This window comes from Clostridioides sp. ES-S-0049-02, from assembly GCF_020658465.1.
Lineage (GTDB): Bacteria > Bacillota > Clostridia > Peptostreptococcales > Peptostreptococcaceae > Clostridioides.
The window spans coordinates 1309859-1335593 of sequence record NZ_JACVWG010000001.1 but is presented as its reverse complement, the minus strand read 5'-3'; the positions used below and the strand labels follow the sequence as shown (position 1 = coordinate 1335593).

The 25735-nt window shown below is 26.6% G+C and carries 24 protein-coding genes; 20 read left to right on the top strand and 4 right to left on the bottom strand.

The genetic code is table 11. From position 1 onward, the window contains the following. Positions 1 to 267: 267 nt before the first annotated feature. The 6 genes from IC213_RS06060 to IC213_RS06035 all read left to right on the top strand — a co-directional run bounded on the left by IC213_RS06060 (position 268) and on the right by IC213_RS06035 (position 6791). The gene (locus tag IC213_RS06060; protein ID WP_227862838.1) at positions 268 to 3024 is read left to right on the top strand and encodes a sigma 54-interacting transcriptional regulator; all 2757 of its coding nucleotides are present in this window, start codon (positions 268 to 270) and stop codon (positions 3022 to 3024) included. A 132-nt stretch (positions 3025 to 3156) separates the two neighbouring features. Further along, positions 3157 to 3636 carry a PTS sugar transporter subunit IIB gene (locus IC213_RS06055; protein ID WP_227433042.1) on the top strand — a complete coding sequence of 160 codons (480 nt, stop codon included), beginning with the start codon at positions 3157 to 3159 and terminating at the stop codon, positions 3634 to 3636. 15 nt (positions 3637 to 3651) lie between these two features. Next, on the top strand, positions 3652 to 4074 hold the full coding sequence (locus IC213_RS06050) for a PTS mannose transporter subunit IIA (protein WP_227831104.1): 423 nt from the start codon (positions 3652 to 3654) through the stop codon (positions 4072 to 4074). A 28-nt stretch (positions 4075 to 4102) separates the two neighbouring features. Further along, the gene (locus tag IC213_RS06045) at positions 4103 to 4894 is read left to right on the top strand and encodes a PTS mannose/fructose/sorbose/N-acetylgalactosamine transporter subunit IIC (RefSeq protein ID WP_227831103.1); all 792 of its coding nucleotides are present in this window, start codon (positions 4103 to 4105) and stop codon (positions 4892 to 4894) included. Further along, a complete protein-coding gene (locus tag IC213_RS06040; protein WP_227831102.1) occupies positions 4887 to 5687 on the top strand; it encodes a PTS system mannose/fructose/sorbose family transporter subunit IID in 801 nt (266 codons plus the stop codon). The genes IC213_RS06045 and IC213_RS06040 overlap by 8 nt, the downstream gene beginning before the upstream one ends. Positions 5688 to 5735: 48 nt before the next feature. Next, a complete protein-coding gene (locus IC213_RS06035) occupies positions 5736 to 6791 on the top strand; it encodes an SIS domain-containing protein (RefSeq protein WP_227433048.1) in 1056 nt (351 codons plus the stop codon). 182 nt (positions 6792 to 6973) lie between these two features. On the opposite strand, the gene IC213_RS06030 is transcribed toward IC213_RS06035, so the two are convergent. The 3 genes from IC213_RS06030 to IC213_RS06020 are packed head-to-tail and all read right to left on the bottom strand — an operon-like array spanning position 6974 to position 9141. Continuing rightward, positions 6974 to 7723: an ABC transporter permease gene (locus IC213_RS06030; RefSeq protein WP_227433050.1), complete on the bottom strand. Its 750-nt coding sequence runs from the start codon at positions 7721 to 7723 to the stop codon at positions 6974 to 6976. Further along, the gene (locus IC213_RS06025) at positions 7717 to 8679 is read right to left on the bottom strand and encodes an ABC transporter ATP-binding protein (protein ID WP_227433051.1); all 963 of its coding nucleotides are present in this window, start codon (positions 8677 to 8679) and stop codon (positions 7717 to 7719) included. The genes IC213_RS06030 and IC213_RS06025 overlap by 7 nt, the downstream gene beginning before the upstream one ends. Positions 8680 to 8682: 3 nt before the next feature. After that, complete coding sequence (locus IC213_RS06020; RefSeq protein WP_227482395.1) at positions 8683 to 9141, bottom strand: GyrI-like domain-containing protein; 459 nt, start codon at positions 9139 to 9141, stop codon at positions 8683 to 8685. A 353-nt stretch (positions 9142 to 9494) separates the two neighbouring features. Here IC213_RS06020 and IC213_RS06015 point away from each other — a divergent pair, with 353 nt between their 5' ends. The 10 genes from IC213_RS06015 (at position 9495) to IC213_RS05970 (ending at position 21668) form a co-directional block, all read left to right on the top strand. Continuing rightward, positions 9495 to 9851, top strand: a complete 357-nt coding sequence (locus IC213_RS06015) for a GntR family transcriptional regulator (protein WP_227433053.1) — start codon at positions 9495 to 9497, stop codon at positions 9849 to 9851. 72 nt (positions 9852 to 9923) lie between these two features. Continuing rightward, positions 9924 to 10640, top strand: coding sequence for an ABC transporter ATP-binding protein (locus IC213_RS06010; RefSeq protein WP_227433054.1), 717 nt, complete (start codon positions 9924 to 9926; stop codon positions 10638 to 10640). Beyond that, on the top strand, positions 10633 to 11457 hold the full coding sequence (locus IC213_RS06005) for an ABC transporter permease (RefSeq protein ID WP_227862837.1): 825 nt from the start codon (positions 10633 to 10635) through the stop codon (positions 11455 to 11457). The genes IC213_RS06010 and IC213_RS06005 overlap by 8 nt, the downstream gene beginning before the upstream one ends. 10 nt (positions 11458 to 11467) lie before the next feature. Next, positions 11468 to 12679, top strand: coding sequence for a hypothetical protein (locus tag IC213_RS06000; protein WP_227862836.1), 1212 nt, complete (start codon positions 11468 to 11470; stop codon positions 12677 to 12679). A 20-nt stretch (positions 12680 to 12699) separates the two neighbouring features. After that, on the top strand, positions 12700 to 13500 hold the full coding sequence (locus IC213_RS05995) for a hypothetical protein (protein WP_227831099.1): 801 nt from the start codon (positions 12700 to 12702) through the stop codon (positions 13498 to 13500). Positions 13501 to 13511: 11 nt separating this feature from the next. Next, a complete protein-coding gene (locus IC213_RS05990; RefSeq protein WP_227831098.1) occupies positions 13512 to 14780 on the top strand; it encodes a hypothetical protein in 1269 nt (422 codons plus the stop codon). 317 nt (positions 14781 to 15097) lie between these two features. Then, a complete protein-coding gene (locus tag IC213_RS05985) occupies positions 15098 to 16279 on the top strand; it encodes a metal-dependent hydrolase family protein (RefSeq protein ID WP_227823784.1) in 1182 nt (393 codons plus the stop codon). 285 nt (positions 16280 to 16564) lie between these two features. After that, on the top strand, positions 16565 to 17359 hold the full coding sequence (locus IC213_RS05980) for an ABC transporter ATP-binding protein (RefSeq protein ID WP_227433060.1): 795 nt from the start codon (positions 16565 to 16567) through the stop codon (positions 17357 to 17359). After that, positions 17360 to 19432: an ABC transporter permease subunit/CPBP intramembrane protease gene (locus tag IC213_RS05975; RefSeq protein ID WP_227433061.1), complete on the top strand. Its 2073-nt coding sequence runs from the start codon at positions 17360 to 17362 to the stop codon at positions 19430 to 19432. A 691-nt stretch (positions 19433 to 20123) separates the two neighbouring features. Further along, positions 20124 to 21668, top strand: coding sequence for a bifunctional diguanylate cyclase/phosphodiesterase (locus tag IC213_RS05970; RefSeq protein ID WP_227433063.1), 1545 nt, complete (start codon positions 20124 to 20126; stop codon positions 21666 to 21668). 181 nt (positions 21669 to 21849) lie between these two features. On the opposite strand, the gene IC213_RS05965 is transcribed toward IC213_RS05970, so the two are convergent. Then, positions 21850 to 22809: a helix-turn-helix transcriptional regulator gene (locus IC213_RS05965; RefSeq protein WP_227482401.1), complete on the bottom strand. Its 960-nt coding sequence runs from the start codon at positions 22807 to 22809 to the stop codon at positions 21850 to 21852. A 108-nt stretch (positions 22810 to 22917) separates the two neighbouring features. On the opposite strand from IC213_RS05965, the gene IC213_RS05960 reads away from it, so the two are divergent. From IC213_RS05960 to IC213_RS05945, 4 genes are all read left to right on the top strand, one after another. Continuing rightward, complete coding sequence (locus IC213_RS05960) at positions 22918 to 23370, top strand: DUF6194 family protein (RefSeq protein ID WP_227482402.1); 453 nt, start codon at positions 22918 to 22920, stop codon at positions 23368 to 23370. Positions 23371 to 23762: 392 nt separating this feature from the next. Next, on the top strand, positions 23763 to 24131 hold the full coding sequence (locus IC213_RS05955) for a GntR family transcriptional regulator (RefSeq protein WP_227433073.1): 369 nt from the start codon (positions 23763 to 23765) through the stop codon (positions 24129 to 24131). A gap of 1 nt (position 24132) precedes the next feature. Then, positions 24133 to 24858, top strand: a complete 726-nt coding sequence (locus IC213_RS05950) for an ABC transporter ATP-binding protein (RefSeq protein WP_227433074.1) — start codon at positions 24133 to 24135, stop codon at positions 24856 to 24858. Further along, the gene (locus tag IC213_RS05945) at positions 24852 to 25616 is read left to right on the top strand and encodes an ABC transporter permease (RefSeq protein WP_227433076.1); all 765 of its coding nucleotides are present in this window, start codon (positions 24852 to 24854) and stop codon (positions 25614 to 25616) included. Before IC213_RS05950 ends, IC213_RS05945 begins: the two co-directional genes overlap by 7 nt. The last annotated feature ends 119 nt before the right edge of the window (positions 25617 to 25735 follow it).

The following is a 25735-nucleotide window of genomic DNA, read 5'->3' as shown; positions in this document are numbered from 1 at the left end:
AATTAATAAAGGAGAATATAAGGTAGAGTTGTTTCTATATGTAAATTATTCCTAAATTTGCACTGATTATATACTTATCCATTTAGATTTTAATCTATTCAAAATACACTTCTATTTACTCGTTTATCAATTTATATGGTAATAATTGGATTTGATTGTATGAAATTAGTGCAGTACTATTTATTAGAATAAAAGAATATAATTTATTTTTTCACTAATATATAAAGGATATACTGGTATCATTGACATTTATATTGGAGGTTGATTATGAAGAATGAAATTTTACGTTTTATAAATGAAAAGGTATTATTTGACAATTTTGATGAACTTAAAAAACAAAGTGGTATAGTAACAGAAGATATAGTAAAAAAGTTTAATTTAAGTAGAACTCAATCAAGCAGATTATTAAATGATTTGGTAAAGTCTGATAATCTTATAAAAATAAATAGTAGACCTGTTATCTTTCTACCAAAAAATAAGATAAATGATGCAATAGGTCCTACGAAAAAAAGTATTTATGAAAGTGTTGATGAACTTAGTAATGAGTGTAAATTATTAAAGCAGGAGATTGTATTTAACAGTATTATAGGTCATGAAAGTAGCCTAAAAGAGGCAATAGAGCAAATAAAAACCGCTGTACTTTATCCAAATGATGGACTTACAATAATGCTAACAGGTGAAAGTGGTGTAGGTAAAACTTTTTTAGCGAAGGTAATATATAAGTATAGTGTAAGTAGTAATATATTAGAAAAAAATGCTCCATATAATGTACTAAACTGTGCACAGTACTATAATAATCCAGAGTTATTATCAAGTATACTATTTGGACATGTCAAGGGGGCTTATACTGGAGCAAATGAATCTAGAGCTGGGTTAATAGAGAAATCTGATGGTGGTATATTATTTTTAGATGAGGTACATAGATTAAACAGTGAAGGTCAGGAAAAGTTATTTACATTTATGGATACAGGTACATTTTCTAGAATTGGAGAGAATGGAGTAAATAGAAGTGCTAAGGTAAGGCTAGTATTTGCTACAACAGAAAGCTTATCTGAGTTTTTGCAGACTTTTTTAAGAAGAATACCTATAAATATTTATGTTCCTAATATAGATGAAAGAGGAACTATTGAAAAAAGGAAGATTATAGAACATTTTATATATGAGGAAAGTAAGGTGCTTGGTTTACCTATAGAGATAACTCAAATTACATTAAATACGATTTTAAAGATAAAATTCAAAGGTAATATAGGTGAATGTAAAAATGTAATAAAATATGCATGTGGAAGGGCATATGCAAAAAACCAAAAAAGAAATGGAAATATTTTTGTTACACTTCAAGACCTTCCTAGAAATATTTATATAGAAAATGTAGATATATTTCAGTTCCAAAGTGCTAAAAGCAAAAGTATTGTGTTTTCTCCTAAACAATTTAATATTGAGACATCAGATGAAGGAAATAAAAGAAATATAATATATCAAAGTCTTACAAAGTGTTTAGATTATTTTGATAGACTAGAAAAAAAAGAAATAACAAAAGAGATATTTAGTGAAAAGAGCTCAAACTTAATGATTAGGTTAATGGATAACCTAGTTTTTTCAAATAATGATGAAAATAAAAATGTACTTATGGAGCTTATAATATCTATAATACAGGATATATTTAGAAATTTAGAAGTTAACAACAATATAAAATATGATGGAAATAATGTATTAGCATTTTCTTCGTATCTTTATTTGAAGGATGAGTCTTATCAATTGTCTGATGAATGTAAAATCTTACAAAGTAAATTACTAACATATTTAAAGAAAGAAAATTACAAAGAATACTCTATAGTAAATAAAGTATCGACATTAATAGCAAATAGATTGGATATGTATCTTAATAATGTAGATATAATTATAATGATTATATTTATTAAGTCGACAGTTATAAGAATGAAGTCTAATAAAGTTAATGCAATGATTATAGCACATGGGTATGCTACTGCTAGTAGTATGGCAAATGTATGTAATCGTATGTTGGGTAAAAATGTATTTACAGCTATAGATATGCCTATAGATGCGACAATTGCTGATGTATCAAATCAAATGTCTAGATACTTGGAAGGAGATAGGATAAAAAATGGACTAGTTGTGTTATTTGATATGGGCTCTCTTAATCTGATATATGAAGATTTAAAAAGTAAAATAAGTAGTCCAATGTTGTTTATAGACCAAATATCCACTATTTTTGCACTAGAGGTAGGTAATTTATTAATGCAAGGTAAAAACATTGAAGATATAGCAGAAATTATGGATGAAGAAATTAAACCCAACATACAATTGTATTATCCTCAAAAAAATAAAGAGTATGCTATAGTATCTTCTTGTTTTACTGGGATAGGTACTGCTATAAAAATCCAACATCTACTTTCAGAAAGCTTAATGGGGATAGTTGATGTTAAGATAATACCGCACGATTATGAGAGTCTTGTTTCTATGGGAGATAAAGATCCACTTTTTAAAATGTATGATGTATTGGCCATAGTAGGAACTGCTAATCCAAATGTAAATGGAGTAGACTTCATACTACTAGAGGATATAATATCAGGAAAAGGAGAAGATGATGTCTTTAGAATATTTAGTAAAGTAGTAGAAAGTGAAAAAATCAAAAACATAAATGATTCTATCATAAAGAATTTTTCTTTGATTAGAGTAATAGATAGTCTGACTATTTTAGACTCAAAAAAAATAATAGAGAGAATAGAAGAAGGAATCAATGCTATAGAAAATAATCAAAAGAAAAAACTTCCTAATGATAAAAAAATTGCTTTATATGTTCACTTAAGTTGTATGATTGAAAGATTGGTTAGACAAGCTGAGATTGAAGAATATACTGATATGAATTTATTAATTAAAAACCATCACAGTGAAGTTAAACTAATAAAAAATGCATTTAGTGTGCTAGAAAAGAGTTATAGTGTGCAAATATCTATTTCAGAAATCGGATATATCTATAATATTATTTATGGTCCACTTCAGTAAAATACAGTATTAAAAAATAAATAAATAAAATTGAAAAAAAGTATGCCACTAGTTGGCATGCTTTTTGCTTTTATAAATAAACAAGAGGATAAAAAATAAAAATTTTAATATATAATGGAGGATTTGAGGAAAATGATATCTTTAATGAGGATTGATGACAGACTAATACATGGTCAGGTAGCATATGGATGGACAACATCATTAGGTATAAATGTAATATTAGTTGCAAATGATGAAGCAAAAAACGATCAAATGAAAGCCATGTCATTAAATTTAGCTAAGCCTAGCAATGTAACTTTATATATAAGGGGGGTAGAGGAATCTGGAGAAATAGTAGAAAAATTTGCTTCTTCAAAGAAAAGTAATGTATTAGTATTAGTAAAAAATACAAAAGATGCTTTAGATGTAGCTAAAAACTCAGGAGGAGTTTTAAAAGAAATAAATGTAGGTGGATTAAGATACGAGGAAGGAAAGAAGAAGCTGACAGACTTAGTTGCTGTTGATGATAATGATATAAACAATTTTAAAGAAATAACTGATTTAGGAATTGATATAGAATTTAGAATGTTACCTAGAGACAAAAAGAAAAAATTATCAGACTTAATAAAATAATTTGGGAGAAAGAAAATGAAAAATTTTTTAGTTGCAACACATGGAGAATTATCTAAGGAGCTTGTTGAGACAAGTAAATTAATAATTGGTTCATTAAGTAATGTTGAGTACTTTTGTATGACAAAAGATAAATCAGCAGACGATGCTGAGAAAGAAATGATAAGTATATTATCAAATAACAAAAATAATGGAGAGCTTATCATACTAACAGATATATTTGGTGGAAGTGTAGCAAACATATGTACTAATTTACTTTTACAAGGGTTTAAATTTGAGTTATTGACAGGAGTAAATTTACCGATGCTTTTGGCTATTCTTTTATCAACAGAAGAGGATGCAAAGCTATTAGCTAAATCAGGTTTAGAGGAAGCGAGAAATGGAATAGTTCATGTAAATGAACTATTAGAAAATAAAAATGAAATCAAAAGTGTGATGTAATTAATGTAAATTAAGAGGGAGGTTCACTATGTTAGTACAAGCTATTATGTTAGCTATTATAGCAGGCTTTGGTATATTAGATGGACGTATATTTGGTCAGTCTATGTTTGATAGACCAATAGTTACAGGGGCATTAGTAGGATTAGTTTTAGGAGATATAAAGTCAGGAATTATGATTGGTGCACAACTTGAATTAATTTGGATGGGAATTGCAGGAATAGGTGCAGCTACTCCTCCAGATGTAGTAACAGGTGGTGTATTAGGTACAGCGTTTGCTATATTATCAGGAAATGGTGCAGAAGTTGCTCTAGCTGTAGCAGTGCCAGTAGCAGTTTTAGCACAATCTCTTGGAGTATTGGTTAGAATAGTAAACTCATATTTTTCTCAAAAGGCAGTTTTTTATGCTAAACAAGCTGACTTTAAAAAGGTTACTATAATGATGTGGATTCCAGTAGTATTATTCTTTTTAAGTACATCAGTTCCAACATTTTTAGCAATTATGATTGGTGCTGATAAAGTTACAACATTAATAAATGCAATACCTAAAGTTATATTAGATGGATTAGGTGTTGCAGGAACATTGTTACCAGCAGTAGGATTTGCACTACTTATGGATATGCTACTTTCAAAAAAGATGTCTGTATTTTTCTTTATAGGATTCCTCTTAGCATCTTATGTTGGACTAGATATAACTGCAATAGCGTTGTTTGGAGTCTGTGTAGCAGTTATATTAAACTTTTATATTAACAGCAAAGAAAATAGTCAAAATCCTCAAGTAGCAACTAATATTTTAACGGAAGGAGAGATTGACTTTGAATAAACTAACAAAAAAAGAATTAAGAAGTATGTTTTGGCGTTCATTTGCTCTTCAAGGTGCGTTCAATTATGAAAGAATGCAAAACTTAGGTTATTGTTATGCAATGTTACCTGCAATAAAGAAGTTATATAATAAAAAAGAAAATCAAGCAAAAGCGATAGAAAGACACTTAGAAATTTTTAATACAACCACAGTAGTAGTTCCTGCTATATTAGGTATAACAGCAGCTATGGAAGAGGAGAATGCTAATAATTCAGAATTTAATGAAAACTCAATCAGTGCTGTTAAAACAGCTCTTATGGGACCTCTTGCAGGAATTGGGGATTCACTATTTTGGGGAACATTTAGAATTATAGCTGCTGGAATAGGAGTATCACTTGCAAAAGAAGGAAATATATTTGGCCCGCTATTATTCTTACTGTTGTATAATATCCCAGCATTTGCTCTAAGAATACTTGGACTTAAATATGGATATAAAGTCGGAGTAAATTCACTTGAAAGAATACAAAGAGAAGGGCTTATGGAGAAAATAATGTCTATGGCTACAACTGTTGGTTTATTCGTTGTAGGAGGAATGGTTGCAACAATGTTGAGTATAACTACTCCACTAAAATTTAATTTAAATGGTGCAGAAGTGGTTTTACAAGATATATTAGATAAAATAATACCTAACATGTTACCTTTAGCTTTTGCATTTGTAATATATTACATGCTAAAGCGAAAGGTAAGTGTAACAAAGTTAACTCTAGGCATTATAGTGGGAGGAATTGCTTTACATGCAATAGGGTTATTATAGAAAAAAAATTATAATTTATTAAATATATGAATAAGGAAGGCATACAAAATGAGAATACAAGATTATATGTTAGAAACACCAGCAAAAATGAGAGAAATGATATCTAATGCAGATAATTTATTTAATGAAATTAAGAAAGAAGATATAAAAAAGATTATAATAACAGGTTCAGGTACTAGTTATCACTCAGGATTGCAAGTACAACCATATTTGCAAAATTTATTAGACATAGATGTTGTAGAAAAGTATCCATTTATGATAACTGAAGATACATTTAAATTTGATAATAAAAATACTTTAGTGGTGGGAATATCTCAAGGTGGAAGTAGTTATTCTGCATATAATGCTATGAAGTTAGCTGAAGACAAGGGTTGTAAAATAGCATCTATGGCAGGCTGTAAAAATGCTCTAATAGATGAGATTTCTGACTATATATTAACAGTGAATTGTGGTGAAGAAAAATCTGGTGCTAAAACAAAAGGCTTTTATTGTACAAAGTTAAATTTAATGTTATTAGGTCTTCAAATAGCTAGAGAAAAGGGAATAATATCTAGTGAAAAGTACAATGAAGAGATAAATAAGATATTGGATGCAATAGATAGATTTGAATCAGTATATAAATCATCTGAGCAATGGATTGAAAGAAACAAAGAAAAGTTAGTTAACGCTAAAGAAATAAGAGTAGTAGGTCACTCTGATATATATGGAGATACATTAGAGTCAGCATTAAAATTATTAGAGACAATGAGAATTCCTGTAACTGGATATGAGTTTGAAGAGTTCATACATGGTGTATACAATGCTATAAATAGTGATTCTACTATATTTATACTAGATACAGGAAGAGAACCTAGAGTAACTAAGATGGTTGAAGTACTTTCTGGATGGACAGACAATGTATTTGTCATAGGTAGAGATGTTGCAGAAGAAGATAAAAATTTAAAGGCAGATATTATAGATAATCCTTACTATCAAACGTTTAACTTCATAGTACCTATACAATTGATATGTGGAGAAATACCTACATTAAGAGGTATAAACCCAAGTATTCCAAAAGATACTAAGTTCCACATGAAGTTAGGTAGTAAGAAGTTTAATAAGTAATTATACATATAAGTACTTTAGTTTATAGTTTCTTGTATAAATTTATAAATATACACTTAAGTAGCATGAATTATAAAGGTGGTGTTTCAAAATGATTTTAATTAATAATTTTGGAACACCACTTTTTAGTGTATATATAATAGATTAGTTTTTTACAAATCTACACACATTATCTTCAAAAATCAACTTACCATTTCTTTTTTCAGTCTCCACATAGCAAGTGCGAAACTTCCACAACATAATATTAAAAATAACACTATAACAGGTAGTATATCTCCAACTAGAATGGTTTCACCAAATATTAGACTACGTAAAGTATTAATAACATGGGTAAATGGATTGAGCATAACTGCTATTTTTAATCCTCCAGATAAATCTTCAACAGGGAAGAGAGCAGAGCTTAAAAAGAAAATAGGAAGTACAATGGCAGTCATAATTGTTTCATAAATTATTTCATTTGGTAATAATAGACTTATAGCATAAGCTAGGCTTGATAAAAAAAAGGCTGTCATAAATATCAATACTATCATTATAGCAATTCCACCAATACCAGATGCTATTTTTACTGAAAAGAATATGCTTACTATGCATAAAATTGCTACTTCAATAAAAGACACTAGGATAGCTTCTAGTAACTGACCAAAGACAATGGAATATCGACTAATAGGTGCAATTAAAACTCTATAAAAACTCCCGCTATTTTTCATTATAAAATTGATGATACCACCACTACTACATGATGAAAAGATAACCAATACAATTATACCTGGAAGTATAAAAGCTGTATAATTATCGATGTTCATATCACTCATAGTTTGGTTTGCGACAGAGCTATAAAGTACAAGCCAAAGAAGAGGTTGTAATATAGTAACTACAAATGAAATTGGATTTTTAAAACGCCATTTCATATTACGCCATAAGATATTTAACATTTCCATTCCTCCTTTAAATCTTTCTTAGAACTTGTTAATGCTAAAAAAACATCTTCAAGACTTGGCTCTACAATTTCTATTGCATCAAACTTTATATTATGCTCTAAAAGAAATTTATTTATTAAAGTAAGTGAAGTTCTACTTTCTTCTACACTTATGAAAAGAGAATTTTCATGTATATTCATAAATTTAACTAAGCAAGCATTTTTAATATCATTCTTATATTTTTTTATATCTTCAATATCATGAAATGCGATACGAAGTATATTTTGCTTAATATAATTACGTAAACTAGATGGTGTTCCTTGTGCCAAATCTTTTCCATTTTTCATAATACAGATATTATCACTTAGCTGTTCAGCTTCTTCAAGATAATGAGTGGTTAGAAAAATAGTTGTATCATATTCATCTCTAATTTTTAGTAGCATATCCCACATAGCTTTTCTTGAATCTACATCCATACCAACAGTAGGTTCATCTAAAAACAGAATCTTAGGAGACGACACCATATTCATAGCTATATCTAATCTACGTTTTACTCCACCAGAATAAGATGAAGTAGGATACTTTAAGTAACTAGTTAACTCAAATTTTTCAATTAAAGAGTTTATTCTTTCTTTTGCAACTTGTGGTTCCACTTTATACATTTTGCTTTGGAATATCATGTTTTCCATGAGAGACAGGTGTTCATCAATAGATACTTGTTGTGCTACACAAGCAATTTGAGTGCGTATCCAAGATGGATTATTTATTAAGTCTTTTCCAAGCATCGTTACATTACCCGCTGTAGGCTTGTAAAAAGTGGTCAAAATATTGATAAGCGAAGATTTACCAGCACCATTTGGACCAAGTAAAGAAAATATTTCTCCAGTCTTTACACTAAAACTTAGAGCATTTAAAGCTCTTACACCATTTTTATATTGTTTTACTAAATTGTTGATTTCGATTGCCAACATGTATTATTCCTCCTCTTTAAGTGGAAATATGATTTCTGTAATATATTTATCTGGATTACCTTTTATTAGCATACCTGGTCCTTTAATAAATACTTCTCTCCAAGGAGTTTTTATTGTTAGATTATTTTCATGAATATATTTAAATATCATTTCATATGTTTTCGGCAAATTGTTATATGAACCAATGTGGGTAAAAAACAAAGCTTTTGTTTTAGGAAACTCTTTTATTGTTACACCCATACGATTTGGAGTTTCAGAAGTTGGTACACATAACTCCATTTTTCCTATGCCAGTTTCTTGGTCAACATTATGGTAACAAAAGAATGGTGCACCATTTGATTTTCCTTTTATGGATTTAAATACATTTGGAAAATATTTTGTTGCTTCAGTCATGGGTCCATTGTAACTCATAGTAGCTGCTGTGACTGATTCGATGTTTTTAATTTCAATTTTATAATTCATTTGTTTTCCTCCTTAGGTATGTTTATAATGGTTTAATTAACCCATTAAGTATTAGTACAATATAAGATTTTTGATTCATTGATGATATAACCTTACCTTGTTTGTTTTCAAGTCTAACATAACATAAAATATATATCCTCTCATTTGATGCTCAATTTTGTAAACTTATTATTTGAATTTTGAATTTAATGATTTAATAAATTAAAATCAAATAATTTATTAAAAAGTATTTACAAATTAAGTGTATTAATCGTATAATACACTTAACGAAATATAAAATAAAATTTAAAGTAGAAGTGTATTTTTTTAGAAAAAGTGTATTATCGTATTAATACACTAGAATAGGAGGAAGTATGAATTTTGAATTAGATAATACATCTCCAATTTATTTGCAAATAATAAAGCATATAAAGAGACAAATAGTAACAGGAGAATTAAAACCAGGAGAAACAATACCATCAAGAAGAGAAATGGCACTTAATTTAAAAGTAAATTTAAATACTGTTCAAAGAGCATATAAGGAGATGGGTGATATGAATATAATAAATACTTTTAAAAACTATCAGAGTAGCGTGACAGTTGATGAAAATATATTAAAAAATTTAAAACTAGAGTTAATAAATGAATCTTTAGTTGTATTTATAGAAGATATGAAGGCAATAAATGTTACTAAAGAAGAAGTTTTAAAGATAATAGAAGATAGATATTAGTTTTTTAACAAATATAAACACTTAACTTATAAGGTTAATTGTACAAGCATATTAAATATGGAGGATACTAATATGATAGAAATTAAAAATGTAAGCAAAACATATAAAAGAATGCAAGGACTAAAAGTAAAGAAAATAGATGCTTTAAAGAATGTAAGCTTTAGTATTGAAAAAGGAAAAATAACAGCTTTACTTGGGATAAATGGTGTTGGTAAGTCAACAATTTTAAAAGCAATAGCAGGGCTTATAAAAATTGATAGTGGAGAGATTTTAATAGATGGAGAAAAAATGAATAAAAACATATATAATAAACTTGCATTTGTTCCAGATGTAGAATCTCACTTTAGTAATACAACAATAAAAGAGTCATTTGAATTTATGGAAATTTTTTATCCAAGATGGAATAAAGAAAAATCAAAAGAAATGATGGATATATTTAAACTGAATGAAAATGAATTAATTGACAATTTATCTAAAGGAAATATTGCAAGAGTAAAATTAATTCTTGGATTTTGTCAAGACCCAGACTATATATTACTTGATGAACCATTCACAGGGATTGACTTGTTTAAAAGAGAAGAATTTATAGGAGTAATAGCACAGTATATGAAAGAAAATCAAGCTATTATTATAACCACTCATGAGATAGTAGAAATAGAAAGTCTAGTTGATGAAGTTATAATTCTTGATGAAGGTAAAGTAATAACATCATTTAATGCAGAAGATTTGAGAGAAAGAGAAGGTAAGTCTATATTAGATAAAATGAGGGAGGTATATAAGAATGAATAAGCTTCTATGTCTAATAAATGTAGATTTAAGGAGAAATAAGAGGTTTTATATAGCCTATATATCTTTTTTATCTTTAATTACATTGGGCTTAAATTTATTTGAAATTATTAAATTTAAGAACTCTAAATTTATTATAAACTTAGCAATAGAGGATTTTGGAGGTGTATTTTATGGAATAGGTATCATTGGCAATCTTAGATGTATCCAAACAATTTTGCTGTATGGAATATTGGGAATGTTTACATACTATATTTTTATGTGGAAAAGAGATTTCTTTTCTAAAAATCAAAGTATTTATACTTTAATGATGTTACCTCAGAATAAATTTAAACTTTGTATATCTAAGTCAATCACTTTGATAACAATGGTATATGGTTTTTTGATAAGTCAGATAGCAACATTATTTATATGTAAACACATATTTAATTTTGTTTTTAGAAATGTTCCAATAGTTAATATGTCCTTTACTCAGGATTTATATTATTTAAATTTAAAAAGTATTCCAATCGATTTTATTTATTTCATAACAATTTATGTATTTTTACTGTTTGTAGCTATTTCTTTTTTGAATAGTTGTATATTATTCACATTTTCTTACAGAGGTAAATTTTATGTGATTTTAATTACCTTGATAATTTTGGCAGGGTTATATTTTTCAACAGTATATATAAATATAATTAGTTTGTTTAGAAAGTATTATGGATTTGTTGGAACACAACTTAATTCCTTAGGTAACTATGTATTAAGTTTTATAGTTATAATGTTTATTTTAAATGGAATCTCTTATTTCTTAATAAATAAGAAATTGTCTATTTAGGAGGTGTGACATGAAATTAAAATCTAAAATATCTATACTTATTATATTTTTAGCAGTGGCAATATATTTTAGTATAGACCTATTGAACAATGAAAACAATTTAAGTATAAAAACGATAAAAGGTGACCAAGATGAATTGGGTTATATAAACATATATTTTGGATATGATTTTAATGGATATATAAATTCAAGATATATAATAAATGGAAGCAATAAAACTAAAAAAACAGAATTATTAAAATCAATAAAAGAGAGTGAGAACACGAATAACCTAATCGATGTCTCTAGTGGTTTGGATTCAATAGCTCATGTTGGTTTTGAAATAAGTGATGATTCTAAATCTAGTTCAAAAGGGATAAATTTTGTTATAGATGAGAAAAAAGAAGACCTAGAAAAAGGTGTATTTATTTCAGAAGGAAGTGATAGAAAAGTTGAATATGAAAAACTAGATATGGATAATTTTATAAGAACTAAATATAAAGTAGATAAAGATATCGATGAGTATCATGTAAAAGTGCTATCATCAAAAAGATACAAAAAAGATTTATATGTGTCTGTGCTTTATGCTCCAAATGAGTCATCAGAAAAAAATGAAGAAGATTTGAATACTATAGATATAATAAAGATTAATACTAAAAGTAAAAAAATAGAGACGATAAAAAGTATAAATATAAGCAAGTATATTTTTGAAAAATACAACAACATACAGAGTATTGATGTAAGTTATTCTAGTAAAGATGGAGATAAAATGTATATTTTGATAGAAGCGATAAATGCAAATACATGGGATGATGTTGATTCTAAGCTCAATTTACTTGAGTATAATGTTAAAGAGAATAAAGAGAAAATAATAGAATTAAAAAGTTATAATAGAATGTCTTTGGAAAAAGCAAAGCTAAAAGATAGTAAATTATATATGATAATGTCAGAAAGAGATAATTCCAATAAAAGTAAAGAGGTAAATTTAATAACTTATAACATACTAGATGGCAGTTTAGTTGAAGATAAATATGTTTTGGATGAAAAAGAAGAAAGAAGCATCAGAAACATTGAAATTGATTCAAATAAAATCATTGTATGTACATCAAAAACAAATTCCGTACTACCCTGGGACAATAAGACTATTCTATATATAATAAATAAAAATTCGAAAGAAATAGTGTATAAGGGAGAATTACAGTTTAATAGTTCAAATAGCAGTTTAGAATTTGAAATAAAGTAGGTGAATTGATGAGGGATTTAATGAAGTTATTTGAGTTTGATTTAAAAAGAAACATAAAAAATTATATATTTATAATAAGTTGTTTTTGTTCTATTGTATTTTTAAATCTAGTGAAAAATTTAAATGATTATAACTATATAATAGAAAATGCAGTAAAAACTGAGCAGTTATCAAAAGTAGGAAAGACAATAGAAACAGCAAGTGTCATGGGATTTTCAAGTTTTGGAAACATAATGGGTTCTATACAATCATGTTTTTTATTTGGGATATTTGTGTGTATTTGTTATGCTTTTTTTATTTGGTATAGAGATTTTGACATGAAAAGCAAATCCATATATACACTTGTGATGCTTCCTAAGAATAAAATTAATATTTATATATCTAAATTATTAAATGTATTGTTTCTAGTGTATAGCTACACTATATTATTTACAATAACTTTATTTATTGCAAGTAAAATACTACCTAATTATATGCTTGGTAGTATTGCAAACTATAATTTTGTACAAGAAACAATATATAAATTAAATATTTTACTTCCATACAGCTTTGAGAACTTATTAGTAGAATATGTATTTTTACTAATAGGAGTTATATGTGTAGTATTCACATCAATTCTTATAAATAAATCTGTGTATAAGATGAGAGCTTTAATGAGTTTTCTATTTTTAGTTATAGAAATTCTAATATTTATAATTCTTGTAGAGTTTATTATACCTTATGAATATAGTAATGTATTTACTGTAGTATATTCAAGTGTGAGCATATTTGTATGTAGTTTTATGTCTAATAAACTTTTAAATAATAAAATTGACTTTTAGGAGGTGTATATATGAGAGAAAAGAAATTAGGAAAATATACAATATGTTTTATAACAGTATGTTTATCAATGATTATTATGACTTTGATATTGAGTTGTCTTAGTAAAAATAAATTATCTATAAGAACTTTAAATGGTAATCTAAAGGATATAGGAAGAGTTAGTTTAGTATATACACCAAATATAAGTAGATATACTTATGAAGAAGTAACCATAAGTAAAAATGGGACAAGAAATGATATAAATCCTAAAACTAAAATTGGAAATGATTATTTGCATATTGATAAGAAATACAGCGATTTTATTGATGGTAAAGGAATCGAATTTATATATAAAGATGATTTGAATATAGGGGTAGCATATACTTCTACTAAGTCTAATTCAGTACAGGAAAGAAACAATTTAAATGATTATATAAAAGTTTCAAATAAAAATTTGAAAAGTGGCTTAGAAGAAAATTTTGATATTGATTTAAAAAAATCTGATTTTAAAGAAAATAGTTGGCAAACTATTTTTAACAAAATATATAGAGGAAATTTATATATGGTGATTAGTGAAACAAATGTTTCAGGTGTTACAGTCAATAATATTTGTATATTAAAGGTAGATATAAAAAATAAATCCTATAAATTATTAAATAGATTTAATTTAGACTCACAAAGTAAATACCAACAAAATATTAATGAGATTAAATTTTCTATTGGAAGTAAACTTTATTTAGAGAGGTTAAACAACAAAGAGATAAATGGTGACATTGAAGGGCATGATAATTATTCAGATTTCATTGTGTATGATATAGAAGAGAATTCTTTCGATAAAAGTAACAAGTTTATGGATAATTTAAATAAAGAAAAAAATGCTGACCAAGGGGAAATGGGCTTATTGAGTAAAACAAAGTTAGACTATATCGTTAAAGATAACAAACTAAATATTATAGTTACAGATAAGAGTCGTTTTATAATTAATCTTGTTTATAGTGTTGATTCTAATGAAATTAAACTAGAAGATTATGAAAAGCTTAATTTAAAAGTAGATTATGATGAAGCACTATCTGGTGTTAGGAAAGTTAAGTTATTAGACGATAAAATATACTCTATTTCAAGTGTAAAGGAAACTATTTCAGGAGAGAAAAAAGGAAGTGGAGTTACTTCTGATATAGTTGGAACCAAGCCAATAAAATTTCAAGTATTTGATATGAATCTTAAAAAAACAGTATATGAAGCTGAATTGATAAATGGAGATGTAAGTTTACAAGATAAGTTATTCTTTGTAGCAAATTAAATAATAGTATTAATCAAATAACTTTAAATTTAGATATTTTTTCATGTAAAATATAAAAATGAATAGATAAAAATAAAACAAGATAATTATATACATTTTGATTATCTTGTCTTATTTTAGCATTGATATAAAAGCAATTTGATTAATATCTTTTACATATTATAAATATTCTAATATTATAATATATTCTAGTTTAATCCGATATTTAATTCACTTAAATTTGAAATGATAGTAATATAGTGGTAGAATTAATTATTAGAATATTAAAAATAATAAATAAATAATACATTATACTTGAAGAGGGGGATAATTTAAAAATGAGTAAAAAGTATATAAAAGCAGGAAATTTAATTGATGGAACAGGAAATAGTATTATGGAGAATAAAGGTATAATTATTGATGGAGATACTATACTTGAAATTGAAGATATAAGAGAAGATTTAAGTGGATATGAGGTGTATGATTACCTAGATAAAACTGTTATGCCAGGAATTATGAATTGTCATGTGCATTTGACAATGGAACCAGTAGGAAATCCAAAAGTTTATTATGAGAATGTATCTGATGTAGAGCTTGTAGTAAATACAATAAAACAACTTGATGCATATTTAGATTCAGGAGTAACATATATTAGAAGTCTAGGTTGTCCGAAATATGTGGATGTACAACTTAAAAATCTTATAGACAAAGGATCTATAGATGGTCCTGGTATAGTTACTTCAGGTCCAGTTATATGTATGACAGGAGGACATGGATACTATTTTGGTATTGAAAGTGATGGAGTAGATGAATGTAGAAAATCAGCTAGAACAGTTTTAAAAAATGGAGTAGATTGTGTAAAGATAATGGCTACTGGAGGTGTAACAACTGATGGTGTTGAGCCAGGTTCACCACAGTTGACTTTAGAGGAAATGAAGGCTGCTGTAGATGAAGCTATAAAAGCAGGTAAAATAACTGCTACACATGCACAAGGAAGAACTGGTATAAAAAATGCAGTTCTTGCAGGTATTACTTCTATAGAGCATGGTGTTTATTTAGATGATGAAATAATTGATTTGATGCTTGAAAAAGGAACATATCTAGTTCCAACAGTTGCTGCACCATATTTTATTTTAAATGCAGGAAAAGAAAGTGGAATAACTGAGGCTACTCTTAGAAAGTGCGAAATTGTTGCTATTCCTCATAAGGAATCATTCTTAAAAGCGTATAAAAAAGGAATTAAAATTGCAGTTGGTTCTGACGCAGGAACTTCTTATAATGAACATGGAAAGACGTATTATGAAATGAAATTAATGTCAGATTATGGTATGGATAACATGGATGTAATAGTAGCAGCTACAAAAACTGCATCTGAACTTTTAAGAATTGATAAAAATTATGGAACTCTAGAAAAAGGAAAGAAAGCAGATGTGATAGTGGTAAATGGAAATCCTATAGATAATATAGATGTAATGTCAGATGTTTTATCAGTATTTAAACTTGGCAAAAAAGTTAGATAATAAAATAAAAGAGAAATTAGAAAAAAGTGTCTGAAAGAATGTTTAAAAGATTAGAGACACTTTTTTTTATTGATAATATTTATTAATACTTTAAAAATTCATATGTTATTTTATATCCATTAGTTAATATATATATTATAAAAGAATAAAAAGTAATAATTTGTCATGTAAATATATGTGTTTTTATAAATAATATATTTTAAAATAAAAAACAGTATATAAAAAAGGTTTATATGTTATATTTATATAAATATATCTATAAATAAGAAAGGAGCAAGTTGGTAAATGATAGAGGTAGATAAGTTATGTAAATCTTTTACAAGGGTTGTAAAAGATGATAAAAGTAAAAGTTCGATAAAAAAATTAAAGAAGATTAAAACTAAAAAAGAAGACTTTCTTGCTGTAAATAATGTTTCTTTTAGTGTTGAAGAAGGTGAGATAGTTGGAATATTAGGACCAAATGGTGCTGGAAAAACAACATTACTTAGAATGTTAGGAGGAATATTAACACCAACATCAGGAAATATAAGTGTTTCTGGATATGATTATTCAATAGATAGAAATTCAGCAAAAAAAGAAATAGGATATCTATCTGGAAATACAAAGCTGTATGGGAGACTTTCTCCTAGAGAACTTTTAACAACTTTTGGAAGTTTATATGAAATGACAAAAGAAGAAATAGAAGAATCAATTAAAAATGTTGTAAAAGTAATGGATATGAATGAGTTTATAGACAACAGAATTGAAAATCTATCAACTGGTCAGACACAGCGAACATCTATAGCTCGTTGCTTAATACATTCCCCAAAAGTATATATTTTTGATGAGCCGACATTAGGTCTTGATGTTTTGAGTAGTGCATCTATAATAGACTTTATGAAAAATGAAAAGTTAATAGGAAAAACTGTACTTTATTCAACTCATTATATGGAAGAAGCAGAAATTTTATGTGATAAGATTTTAATGATTCATAATGGAAAAATAATTGCATCAGGGACTCCAGAAAGTTTAAAAGAAGAATCAGGAGTAAATAACTTGAGAGATGTGTTTATAAATCTTGCTAGAATGGAGGAGGTTTAGATGAGAAGTAAAATTGTAAAATACATATTCAAAAAAGAAATGTTAGACATACTAAGAGACAAAAAGACTTTATTTATGATGATTGTTATACCACTTCTTTTATATCCTTTGCTTATGTTGTTGATGATTCAGGTAATGAATATGTCCGCAAATAGTATGAATAGTAAAGATATTAATATAGCTTTTGATAGTACACCCAATAAAGTGCTTGTATCAATGATTGAAAAGGAGAATAATTTAGAGGAAGACACTGGGAACAATAAAGATACTACAAATGATAAAGGCAAGATAAAAATATTAAGTGTTGATAATTATAAGAAGTCTTTAGAAGAAAATAAAATTGATGCCTACATAAAAATAGAAGAAAAGCAATCAGCTACAAGTTATAAAATATATATGAATTCATCTCAGGAAAATTCTTCTAACTCTGTAAAAAGAATTGAAACTGTTTTAGATAAATACAAGAGACTTACTGTAGAAAATACTTTAGCTGAAAAAGGATTAGATGTACAGAGTACATTGGAACCTATAACATACAATACTATAGATATTGCAAAAACAGAAGAAGTAGCAGGTTACTTTTTAGGTCAGATATTACCATTTATATTAATAATAGGAGTTTTGCTTGGTTCAATATATCCAGCAATAGATGTTATGGCTGGAGAAAAGGAAAGAGGTACACTAGAAACTTTATTTACACTCCCAATATCGAATTTAGAATTAGTAATGGGAAAATATATGGCGGTTTCCCTTAGTGCAATAGTAACAGCAATTTTAAATATTTTATCTATAGGATTAACGATGGCATTTATTTTAGTTAGTGGTGGTCTTAGTAGCCAGTTTGGTTTTGGAAATTTTAATTATGGAGATTTAGTTTTACCAGTTATTACTACTTTAATATGTGTATGTCTGTTTTCAATGGTAGTTGCAGCAATAAGTATGTGTGTATGTTCACTAGCAAAAAGTTTTAAAGATGCTCAAAACTATATAACTCCTCTTATGTTGGTTATTATGATACCATCTTATGTTTCTATGATACCCAATATAGTATTGGATAGAGTAACAGCTGTAATACCTGTGGTAAACATATCATTACTTATAAAAAGTGTATTGTCTTTTAAAAGTGATTTAAATCTGATAGCACTAGTTTTAACATCAAATATAGCTTTTGTAATATTGGCAATTATACTTCTGTCTAAAATGTTTAATTCTGAAGAAATACTTTTTGGAAATAGTAAGAGTTTTTCTTTTTTGGAGAAAAGATGCAATATAAAAAAAGGGTCTATACCAACTGTGAGTGATGGTATTATTTTGTATGCAGTAGGATTAGTTCTTTTAATTTATGTTGGTTCTTTGGTTCAAATTAAATTTGGAACAGCAGGTATTGTAATGACGCAAGTTATGATAATTGCTTTACCACTAATATTTGCATATTATATCAAAGCTGATTTTAGAGAAGTATTTAGTATAAAGATTCCAACATTAAAACATCTCTTAGGAGGCGTTGTTCTTTGGGTTGGAGGATACATAATTATTATGATTATAACTCAGTTAATTTTATTTTTATTTCCTCAAAATATGGAAGTGGCTGAGAGTTTAAATAAATCTTTTTTTATGAAGGATAAATTTTTATTGAATTTATTGATAATAGGATTATTGCCAGCTATATGTGAAGAAATATTTTTTAGAGGTTTTATATTTTCTGCATTTAGTAAATCCAAAAATGGAGTTAAGTCTGTAAAGTTAGCAATAATATGTAGTGGAGTATTGTTTGGTATTATGCATATGGATTTTATAAGAATAATTCCAACATCAATATTAGGAATCATATTTGCATACAGTGTATATAAGTCTGGCTCTATATTTGTATCAATGTTATTACATTTCTTAAATAATAGTGTAGCGGTTATAGTAAGCCATTATGCAACAGGAAATATAGCTAACTTATATAAGTTTATTGAGGTTGATTTTTCAAATTTAAATATATTTAAATTTGCTTTAGTTCTTGTAATAAGCTTTATATTAGTTATATTAGGAATGAGACTTTTATACAGAAAAGATTTAAAAAATTAAATATAAATTTCTTAAATATATTGAGATAATAAATAACACTAAAATATATAAGTATTGCTTTATTTATATATACTTTAGTGTTATTTTATTTATTTATTCATTATATAAACTCTTTATAAATTCATTTATATAATATTTTAATTATATAAATGAATTTATAAAGAGTTTATATCTAAAAAATGACTTTAAAAAATTAGGTAAAAAAGGCATATTAAAAAATTTATATTAAATATTATTCAATTTAGTTAATTATAAAAATTAAGTGTTGATTTGTCGAAATGAATAGAAGAAGAAAAACATAATGAAATTTTAAAGGTGAATGTATTGGAAATACTGTGTTTTAATAAAAAGTAGTCATTTCTTGTAAAATGGATAGTTTTTATTAAAAATTAATATAATTATAATATAAAAATAAAATTTTTCAGAAAATTCATAGAAAGATATAGGCTTTTCATCAATAATTATATGCCAAAATAATCCAATTTATTTTCTATTATACCGATATGAAATGTATAAATCAATAGGAAAGACAACTACTATAACATATTCTATATATATAGTATAGCAAAATTTTACAAATTTTAAAATAAATATAAACTATCCATTTTACAAGAAATGGAAACTTTTGGAATGTGTTTGTTTGCTAGTGATTTATAATCAAATAGAGGTGCTTTAATGGGAGGAAATTTTTATGAGGAAATTACAAAAAAAATTAATGGTTTTTTTATTTATTTGTATAATTTTACAAGTTAAATATACAACACCAGTCTATTCTTTACATAAGCTTTATAAAAATAACTCCATAAATAACCTTGAATTCAGATTATTTAATAAACAATTTATTAGCTACTATGCATTGCAGATAATATTTATTATGACGATAATATGTCTAGTACTTATTTTTTATATAATATATGATAAATTAAGTTTAAGAGTTAAATTGCAAAAGATAGTATATACAGATGGTCTTACAGGAGCAAGTACTATGGATAAATTTGTAATTGATGCTAAAAAAATATTAAGCAAAAACACTCAAGAGAAATATGCGTTATTATATATAGATATTGATAAATTTAAGTATATAAATGATTTGTTTGGATATGAAGTGGGAAATAAAATTTTATGTAGTTTAACAAATATTATTAAACATAATATATTTGAAGAAGAAATATTTGCAAGGATATCTGCTGATAATTTCACAATAATCATGAAATATAGAGAAGAAGAAGATATAATAAATAGATTAGAATCTATATTTAAAGAATTGGATTTATTTAATAATAATCAGGAAGAAAAATATAAATTAGTTTTAAGTTGTGGAATATACTTTATACTTCCAGAAGATAAAGATATCAACCCAATAATAGATAGAGCTAATATACCTCATAAAATGGCAAAGGGAGGACATAAAAGTTCATATGCATTTTATGACAACAAGATTCATGATCAAGAAATAAAAGAAAAAGAGATGGAAAATACAATGTTCTCAAGCTTAGAAAATAAAGAGTTCATAGTATACTTGCAACCTAAAATAGAACTAAATACAGGAGAAATACAAGGTTCGGAAGCACTTGTACGATGGAAAAGTCGTGATAAGGGATTAATTCCTCCAAATGAGTTTATACCATTTTTTGAGAAAAATGGTTTTATAATAAATTTAGATTTATATGTACTAGAAGAAGTTTGTATACAACTTAGAAAATGGATTGACACAGGTATAAACCCATTAACTATTTCAGTTAATGTATCAAGAATACATTTATATTGTAATAATTTTATAGAAACCTATAAAAATATAATTGACAAGTACAATATACCTGCAAAATATATAGAACTTGAATTAACTGAGAGTATTATATTTGATAATTTTGATATTTTAATTGATATAATGAATAGTTTAAAAGAGATAGGTTTTTTAATATCTATGGATGATTTTGGTTCAGGGTATTCATCATTAAATATGTTAAAAGAAATTCCTATGGATATTTTAAAACTTGACCAAAAATTTATCATGGAAACATATAATAGTAAGAGAAGTAAAATAATTGTTACTAAAGTTGTAGAGATGGCAAAGGAATTGGGGATGAAAGTAATATCTGAAGGTGTAGAGACAGAAGCACAGTTTAAACTATTGAAGGAAGTCAAATGTGATATGGCACAAGGATATCTATTTGGAAAACCAATGCCAATTGAAGAATTTGAAAAATTGATTGCATACACTTCAGCAAAAGAATAATCAGTTTACTTTATAAAAAATGAATAAGTTATATTAAAAATGAACTCTAAGCTAGTGTTCATTTTTTTATGTGGATTTTTATATAAAATATGTAAACATTAACAAATATAAATATAGTCTTATCTCATATAGATTAGACAAAACACTAGAATGTAGTATATATTGATAGCATCCATTGACATTACACTCCAGTGTTTATTTTGCAGTAATGATTGTATAATTCCTGAACTTTTGATTTTATCAATGTTTTAAGCTCAATTGGTTCTAGTACTGTGGCCTCTTTTCCAAATGACAAGAAATATTCAGCTACCCAGTTTAGTGTTGTTTTTGAGATATACATATCTATGTAACCGCCATTAGGAAAAACAGTCAATCCTTTTGCTAATAGAAATTCTGCCTCACAGCGTTTTACTCCTATATCTGTTAGTTGAATTTTAATATGATAATCTTTAGCAACTTCTAAATTTTCAAGATATTCATGTATTGAATTTGGAATACTGTATTTTGAACTTGTTATATTTTCTATACTTACAATCTTTTCAATTCTGTCTACACGAAATTCACGGATAGATTTTGACTTTAAGCAATACGCTGGACAGTACCAAAGACCATTCATTGCATATAAACCAACAGGTATAATAGTTCTGATACTTTGGTTTTTATTTGATGAATATTGAACTGTAAGAGCAGAATTATTTGTAATTATGTTAAATAGTTCTTTTAGCAAGGGAGAAGAGCAATGTCTATCTGGTGTCCAGAATACAATTTTATTTTGTATTTGAGTAATATTATGTTGTACATCTGCTGGTAGACAATTTAAAAACTTTTTTAATACAGAGACTCTCTCTTGTTCAAATGGCAAATCACGATAAAAAGCTAACGATTGATAGGCAAAAAATATTGCTTTTGCTTCACTTTCTGAAAAGGTAATTGGTGGTAGTATACGTTCTTTTAACATATGATAACCACCTGTTGCTCCTGTTTTTGAATATAGAGGGAATCCCATGCTTTCTAAAGCTTGTAAATCTCTAAGTATTGTTCGTTTTGATACACAAAATTCTTCAGCCAATTCTCTTAGAGTAAAATTTCTTTTTGCATTTATAGTTATCATCAATTCAATTAAGCGCTCAGCCTTTGACATTTTTCTACTCCTTTTTTTACAATAGTGACAATTATTGTCACTATTATATGATAGGATATTATCGTGTTGAAAGCAATATAAATATTATAGAAAGGATGGATATTTAATATGAAAGCTGACGATATATTCAATTACTGTGTATCAAATTTAGATGATGTTGTTTTAACAGAAAATTGGGGGGAAAGAGGGATATTTTATAATCCTAATGGTATTTTAAAGAAAGGAGTATATGTTCTTACTATCAAAGAAAAAGATGGTGAAAATGACAAAAGTTCATCACTAAACCGAAGTAATGTTTATCGTGTAAATGTATGCTTGAAAAAGGAAACATTTATTAAAAGGTTTGATAATATCCCAAAACGACCAGATGCTGGGCAAATTGTGAAAATGGACTTTGATTTTACAAAACTGGATACAATTATGCCTCATCCTGTTTATGCATGGATGGGATGGGTGTGTGTCTTAAATCCTTCAGAAAAAACATTTAAAGAATTAAAAGTAATGATACAAGAGTCATACGATTTTGCTAAGGAAAAATTTGCTAAAAGGATAAAAAAGTAATAGCATGTGAACATAATTATAATAAAGGCTACTGAAACCTGAAAATACAATTCTATTTTTTCACTTCATATATTCTTATAGATTCATATAAAATTTGGTAGCCTTGAATGTAAATCTCTAAGTCAGACAAGAGAAAAATAAATACCAAATGAAATATCAAAAAACATAGTGATTAAGGAAATTTCTTGTATTATACCTATTTAGACTTGAAGATTTTGAGGTTTAATAGTAGGTTTTAAAATGCTATTTTTTATAAAAACTATCTTTAAATGAAAAAGCTTGTAGATATTCATAATTTTATTTAAAAATAGTTGACATATGAGCTGTATTATTATATTATTGTATTAGGTTATTAATACAATAATATAATAACACAATGAGGAGGCATGAATATGGAATGGGAACTTGATAATAACAAACCTATATATATACAATTAGTAGAACATCTAAAGTTAAAAATAGTTTCAGGGGAAATAAAAATAGGTTCTAAATTAGAAACAGTAAGAGCACTTGCTGAGGATGCTGAAGTTAATCCAAATACGATGCAAAAAGCTTTAACAGAACTGGAAAGACAAGGATTGGTTTATAGCCAAAGAACAAAAGGAAGATTTGTAACAGATGATAAGGAAAAAATAAAAGCTATGAAAGAGGAAATAGCCAATGTTGAAATAAATACATTAAAAGAGACTTTAGTAAAACTTGGATATGACGAAGATGAAATGTTAAAACTTATAACAGAAAATTTGAAAGGAGAATTATAAAATGGATAAAAATATAAATGATGTTTCTCAAAATGACATAGTTGAATTTAAAGGTGTAAATAAAAGCTATGGAACTAAAAAGGTTTTAAAGAATGTTGAGTTGAATATACCAAAAGGAAAAATAGTTGGCTTGTTAGGTCCTAATGGAAGTGGTAAAAGTACAATGATTAAATTGATGAATGGATTATTACAACCTGATGATGGTGAAATTATGATAAATGGAATGAAGCCATCTATAGAAACAAAGAAAATAGTATCATACCTACCAGAAAGAACTTATTTAAACGACTGGATGAAAGTATCAGATTTACTTAAATTTTTCTATGATTTTTATAGTGATTTTGATGTTAGAAGGGCAAATGAAATGATTAAGAGTTTAGATATTGATGTAGATGAAAAATTAAAAACAATGTCTAAAGGAACTAAAGAAAAAGTACAACTTATTCTAGTTATGTCAAGAAAAGCAAATATATATATTTTAGATGAGCCTATTGGAGGTGTTGACCCAGCTGCAAGGTCATATATACTTAAGACTATACTAAAAAACTATTATGAGGATAGTACTTTGCTGATTGCAACTCATTTAATAAGTGAGATAGAAAATATATGTGATGAAGTAATATTTATATCTAAAGGTGAGATAGTACTACAAGGAGATGTTGAATCAATAAGAGAGGAAAAAGGTAAATCTATAGATGCATTATTTAGGGAGGAATTCAAATGTTAGGAAAACTATTAAAATATGAGTTAAAGGCAAGTGGAAGAACGTTTATACCATTATATATAGCTATAATAGTAGTGGCTATATTAAATGGAATATTTATGAAGATTGATATATTCCAAATACAAGGAATAGGAATACTTGTACTTACAAGTCTTTTTATGGCACTGGGTGTTTTAACTATTGTAGTTACAATTCAAAGATTTAGAAAAAATCTTTTGGGAGATGAAGGCTATTTAATGTTTACTCTTCCTGTTAGTACTAGTTCACTTATATTATCCAAATGTATAACAGCACTTATATATGCGGTACTTAGTTTTATAGTTGCAGTAGGTACATTTGCAGTACTAATGTTTTTTAGTGCTTCTGGAATTGCATTTGCTGAGATTTTAGATTTTTTTAATAATGTTTTCAGATTGGGGTTTGAAAATTTTTTAGATATGTTCTTGCTATTATTAACAATGCTTATTTCATATACTTCATTTATTTTATTGCTATATACAGCAATTTCAATGGGGCAATTACCAAAGTTTAATAAACATAGAAATGTATCTGCATTTGTTTCTTTTATAATTATAAATATGATAATATCAACTGTTGGTAGTACAATTGAAAGATTTTTACCAGGAGAAAATACTAACATGATTTATCATTTATATCAAAGTTCTCATTTTATGTTTGCTATACTTGGTAGTATTATAATTTTAGTAATATTATTTATTGCTACAAAATATATACTAGATAGAAATTTAAATTTAGAATAGATATTTTTATAAAGAGCCATCTTTTAGAGTTACTTTAAAAGATGGCTCTTGTTTACTTTAAGAATTAATTAAGTATTATATAAACAGGAATAAATTCTTATATATGGTTAAATGTGTAT

Coding starts and splice junctions, on each gene's coding strand:
- IC213_RS06045 (WP_227831103.1), top strand. CDS start 4,103: ATGTTAGTACAAGCTATTATGTTAGCTATTATAGCAGGCTTTGGTATA.
- IC213_RS05975 (WP_227433061.1), top strand. CDS start 17,360: ATGAGAAGTAAAATTGTAAAATACATATTCAAAAAAGAAATGTTAGAC.
- IC213_RS05980 (WP_227433060.1), top strand. CDS start 16,565: ATGATAGAGGTAGATAAGTTATGTAAATCTTTTACAAGGGTTGTAAAA.
- IC213_RS05945 (WP_227433076.1), top strand. CDS start 24,852: ATGTTAGGAAAACTATTAAAATATGAGTTAAAGGCAAGTGGAAGAACG.
- IC213_RS06005 (WP_227862837.1), top strand. CDS start 10,633: ATGAATAAGCTTCTATGTCTAATAAATGTAGATTTAAGGAGAAATAAG.
- IC213_RS06020 (WP_227482395.1), bottom strand. CDS start 9,141: ATGAATTATAAAATTGAAATTAAAAACATCGAATCAGTCACAGCAGCT.
- IC213_RS05965 (WP_227482401.1), bottom strand. CDS start 22,809: ATGTCAAAGGCTGAGCGCTTAATTGAATTGATGATAACTATAAATGCA.
- IC213_RS05955 (WP_227433073.1), top strand. CDS start 23,763: ATGGAATGGGAACTTGATAATAACAAACCTATATATATACAATTAGTA.
- IC213_RS05985 (WP_227823784.1), top strand. CDS start 15,098: ATGAGTAAAAAGTATATAAAAGCAGGAAATTTAATTGATGGAACAGGA.
- IC213_RS06035 (WP_227433048.1), top strand. CDS start 5,736: ATGAGAATACAAGATTATATGTTAGAAACACCAGCAAAAATGAGAGAA.
- IC213_RS06025 (WP_227433051.1), bottom strand. CDS start 8,679: ATGTTGGCAATCGAAATCAACAATTTAGTAAAACAATATAAAAATGGT.
- IC213_RS05950 (WP_227433074.1), top strand. CDS start 24,133: ATGGATAAAAATATAAATGATGTTTCTCAAAATGACATAGTTGAATTT.
- IC213_RS06060 (WP_227862838.1), top strand. CDS start 268: ATGAAGAATGAAATTTTACGTTTTATAAATGAAAAGGTATTATTTGAC.
- IC213_RS05970 (WP_227433063.1), top strand. CDS start 20,124: ATGAGGAAATTACAAAAAAAATTAATGGTTTTTTTATTTATTTGTATA.
- IC213_RS06030 (WP_227433050.1), bottom strand. CDS start 7,723: ATGTTAAATATCTTATGGCGTAATATGAAATGGCGTTTTAAAAATCCA.
- IC213_RS06050 (WP_227831104.1), top strand. CDS start 3,652: ATGAAAAATTTTTTAGTTGCAACACATGGAGAATTATCTAAGGAGCTT.
- IC213_RS05990 (WP_227831098.1), top strand. CDS start 13,512: ATGAGAGAAAAGAAATTAGGAAAATATACAATATGTTTTATAACAGTA.
- IC213_RS05995 (WP_227831099.1), top strand. CDS start 12,700: ATGAAGTTATTTGAGTTTGATTTAAAAAGAAACATAAAAAATTATATA.
- IC213_RS05960 (WP_227482402.1), top strand. CDS start 22,918: ATGAAAGCTGACGATATATTCAATTACTGTGTATCAAATTTAGATGAT.
- IC213_RS06000 (WP_227862836.1), top strand. CDS start 11,468: ATGAAATTAAAATCTAAAATATCTATACTTATTATATTTTTAGCAGTG.
- IC213_RS06010 (WP_227433054.1), top strand. CDS start 9,924: ATGATAGAAATTAAAAATGTAAGCAAAACATATAAAAGAATGCAAGGA.
- IC213_RS06055 (WP_227433042.1), top strand. CDS start 3,157: ATGATATCTTTAATGAGGATTGATGACAGACTAATACATGGTCAGGTA.
- IC213_RS06015 (WP_227433053.1), top strand. CDS start 9,495: ATGAATTTTGAATTAGATAATACATCTCCAATTTATTTGCAAATAATA.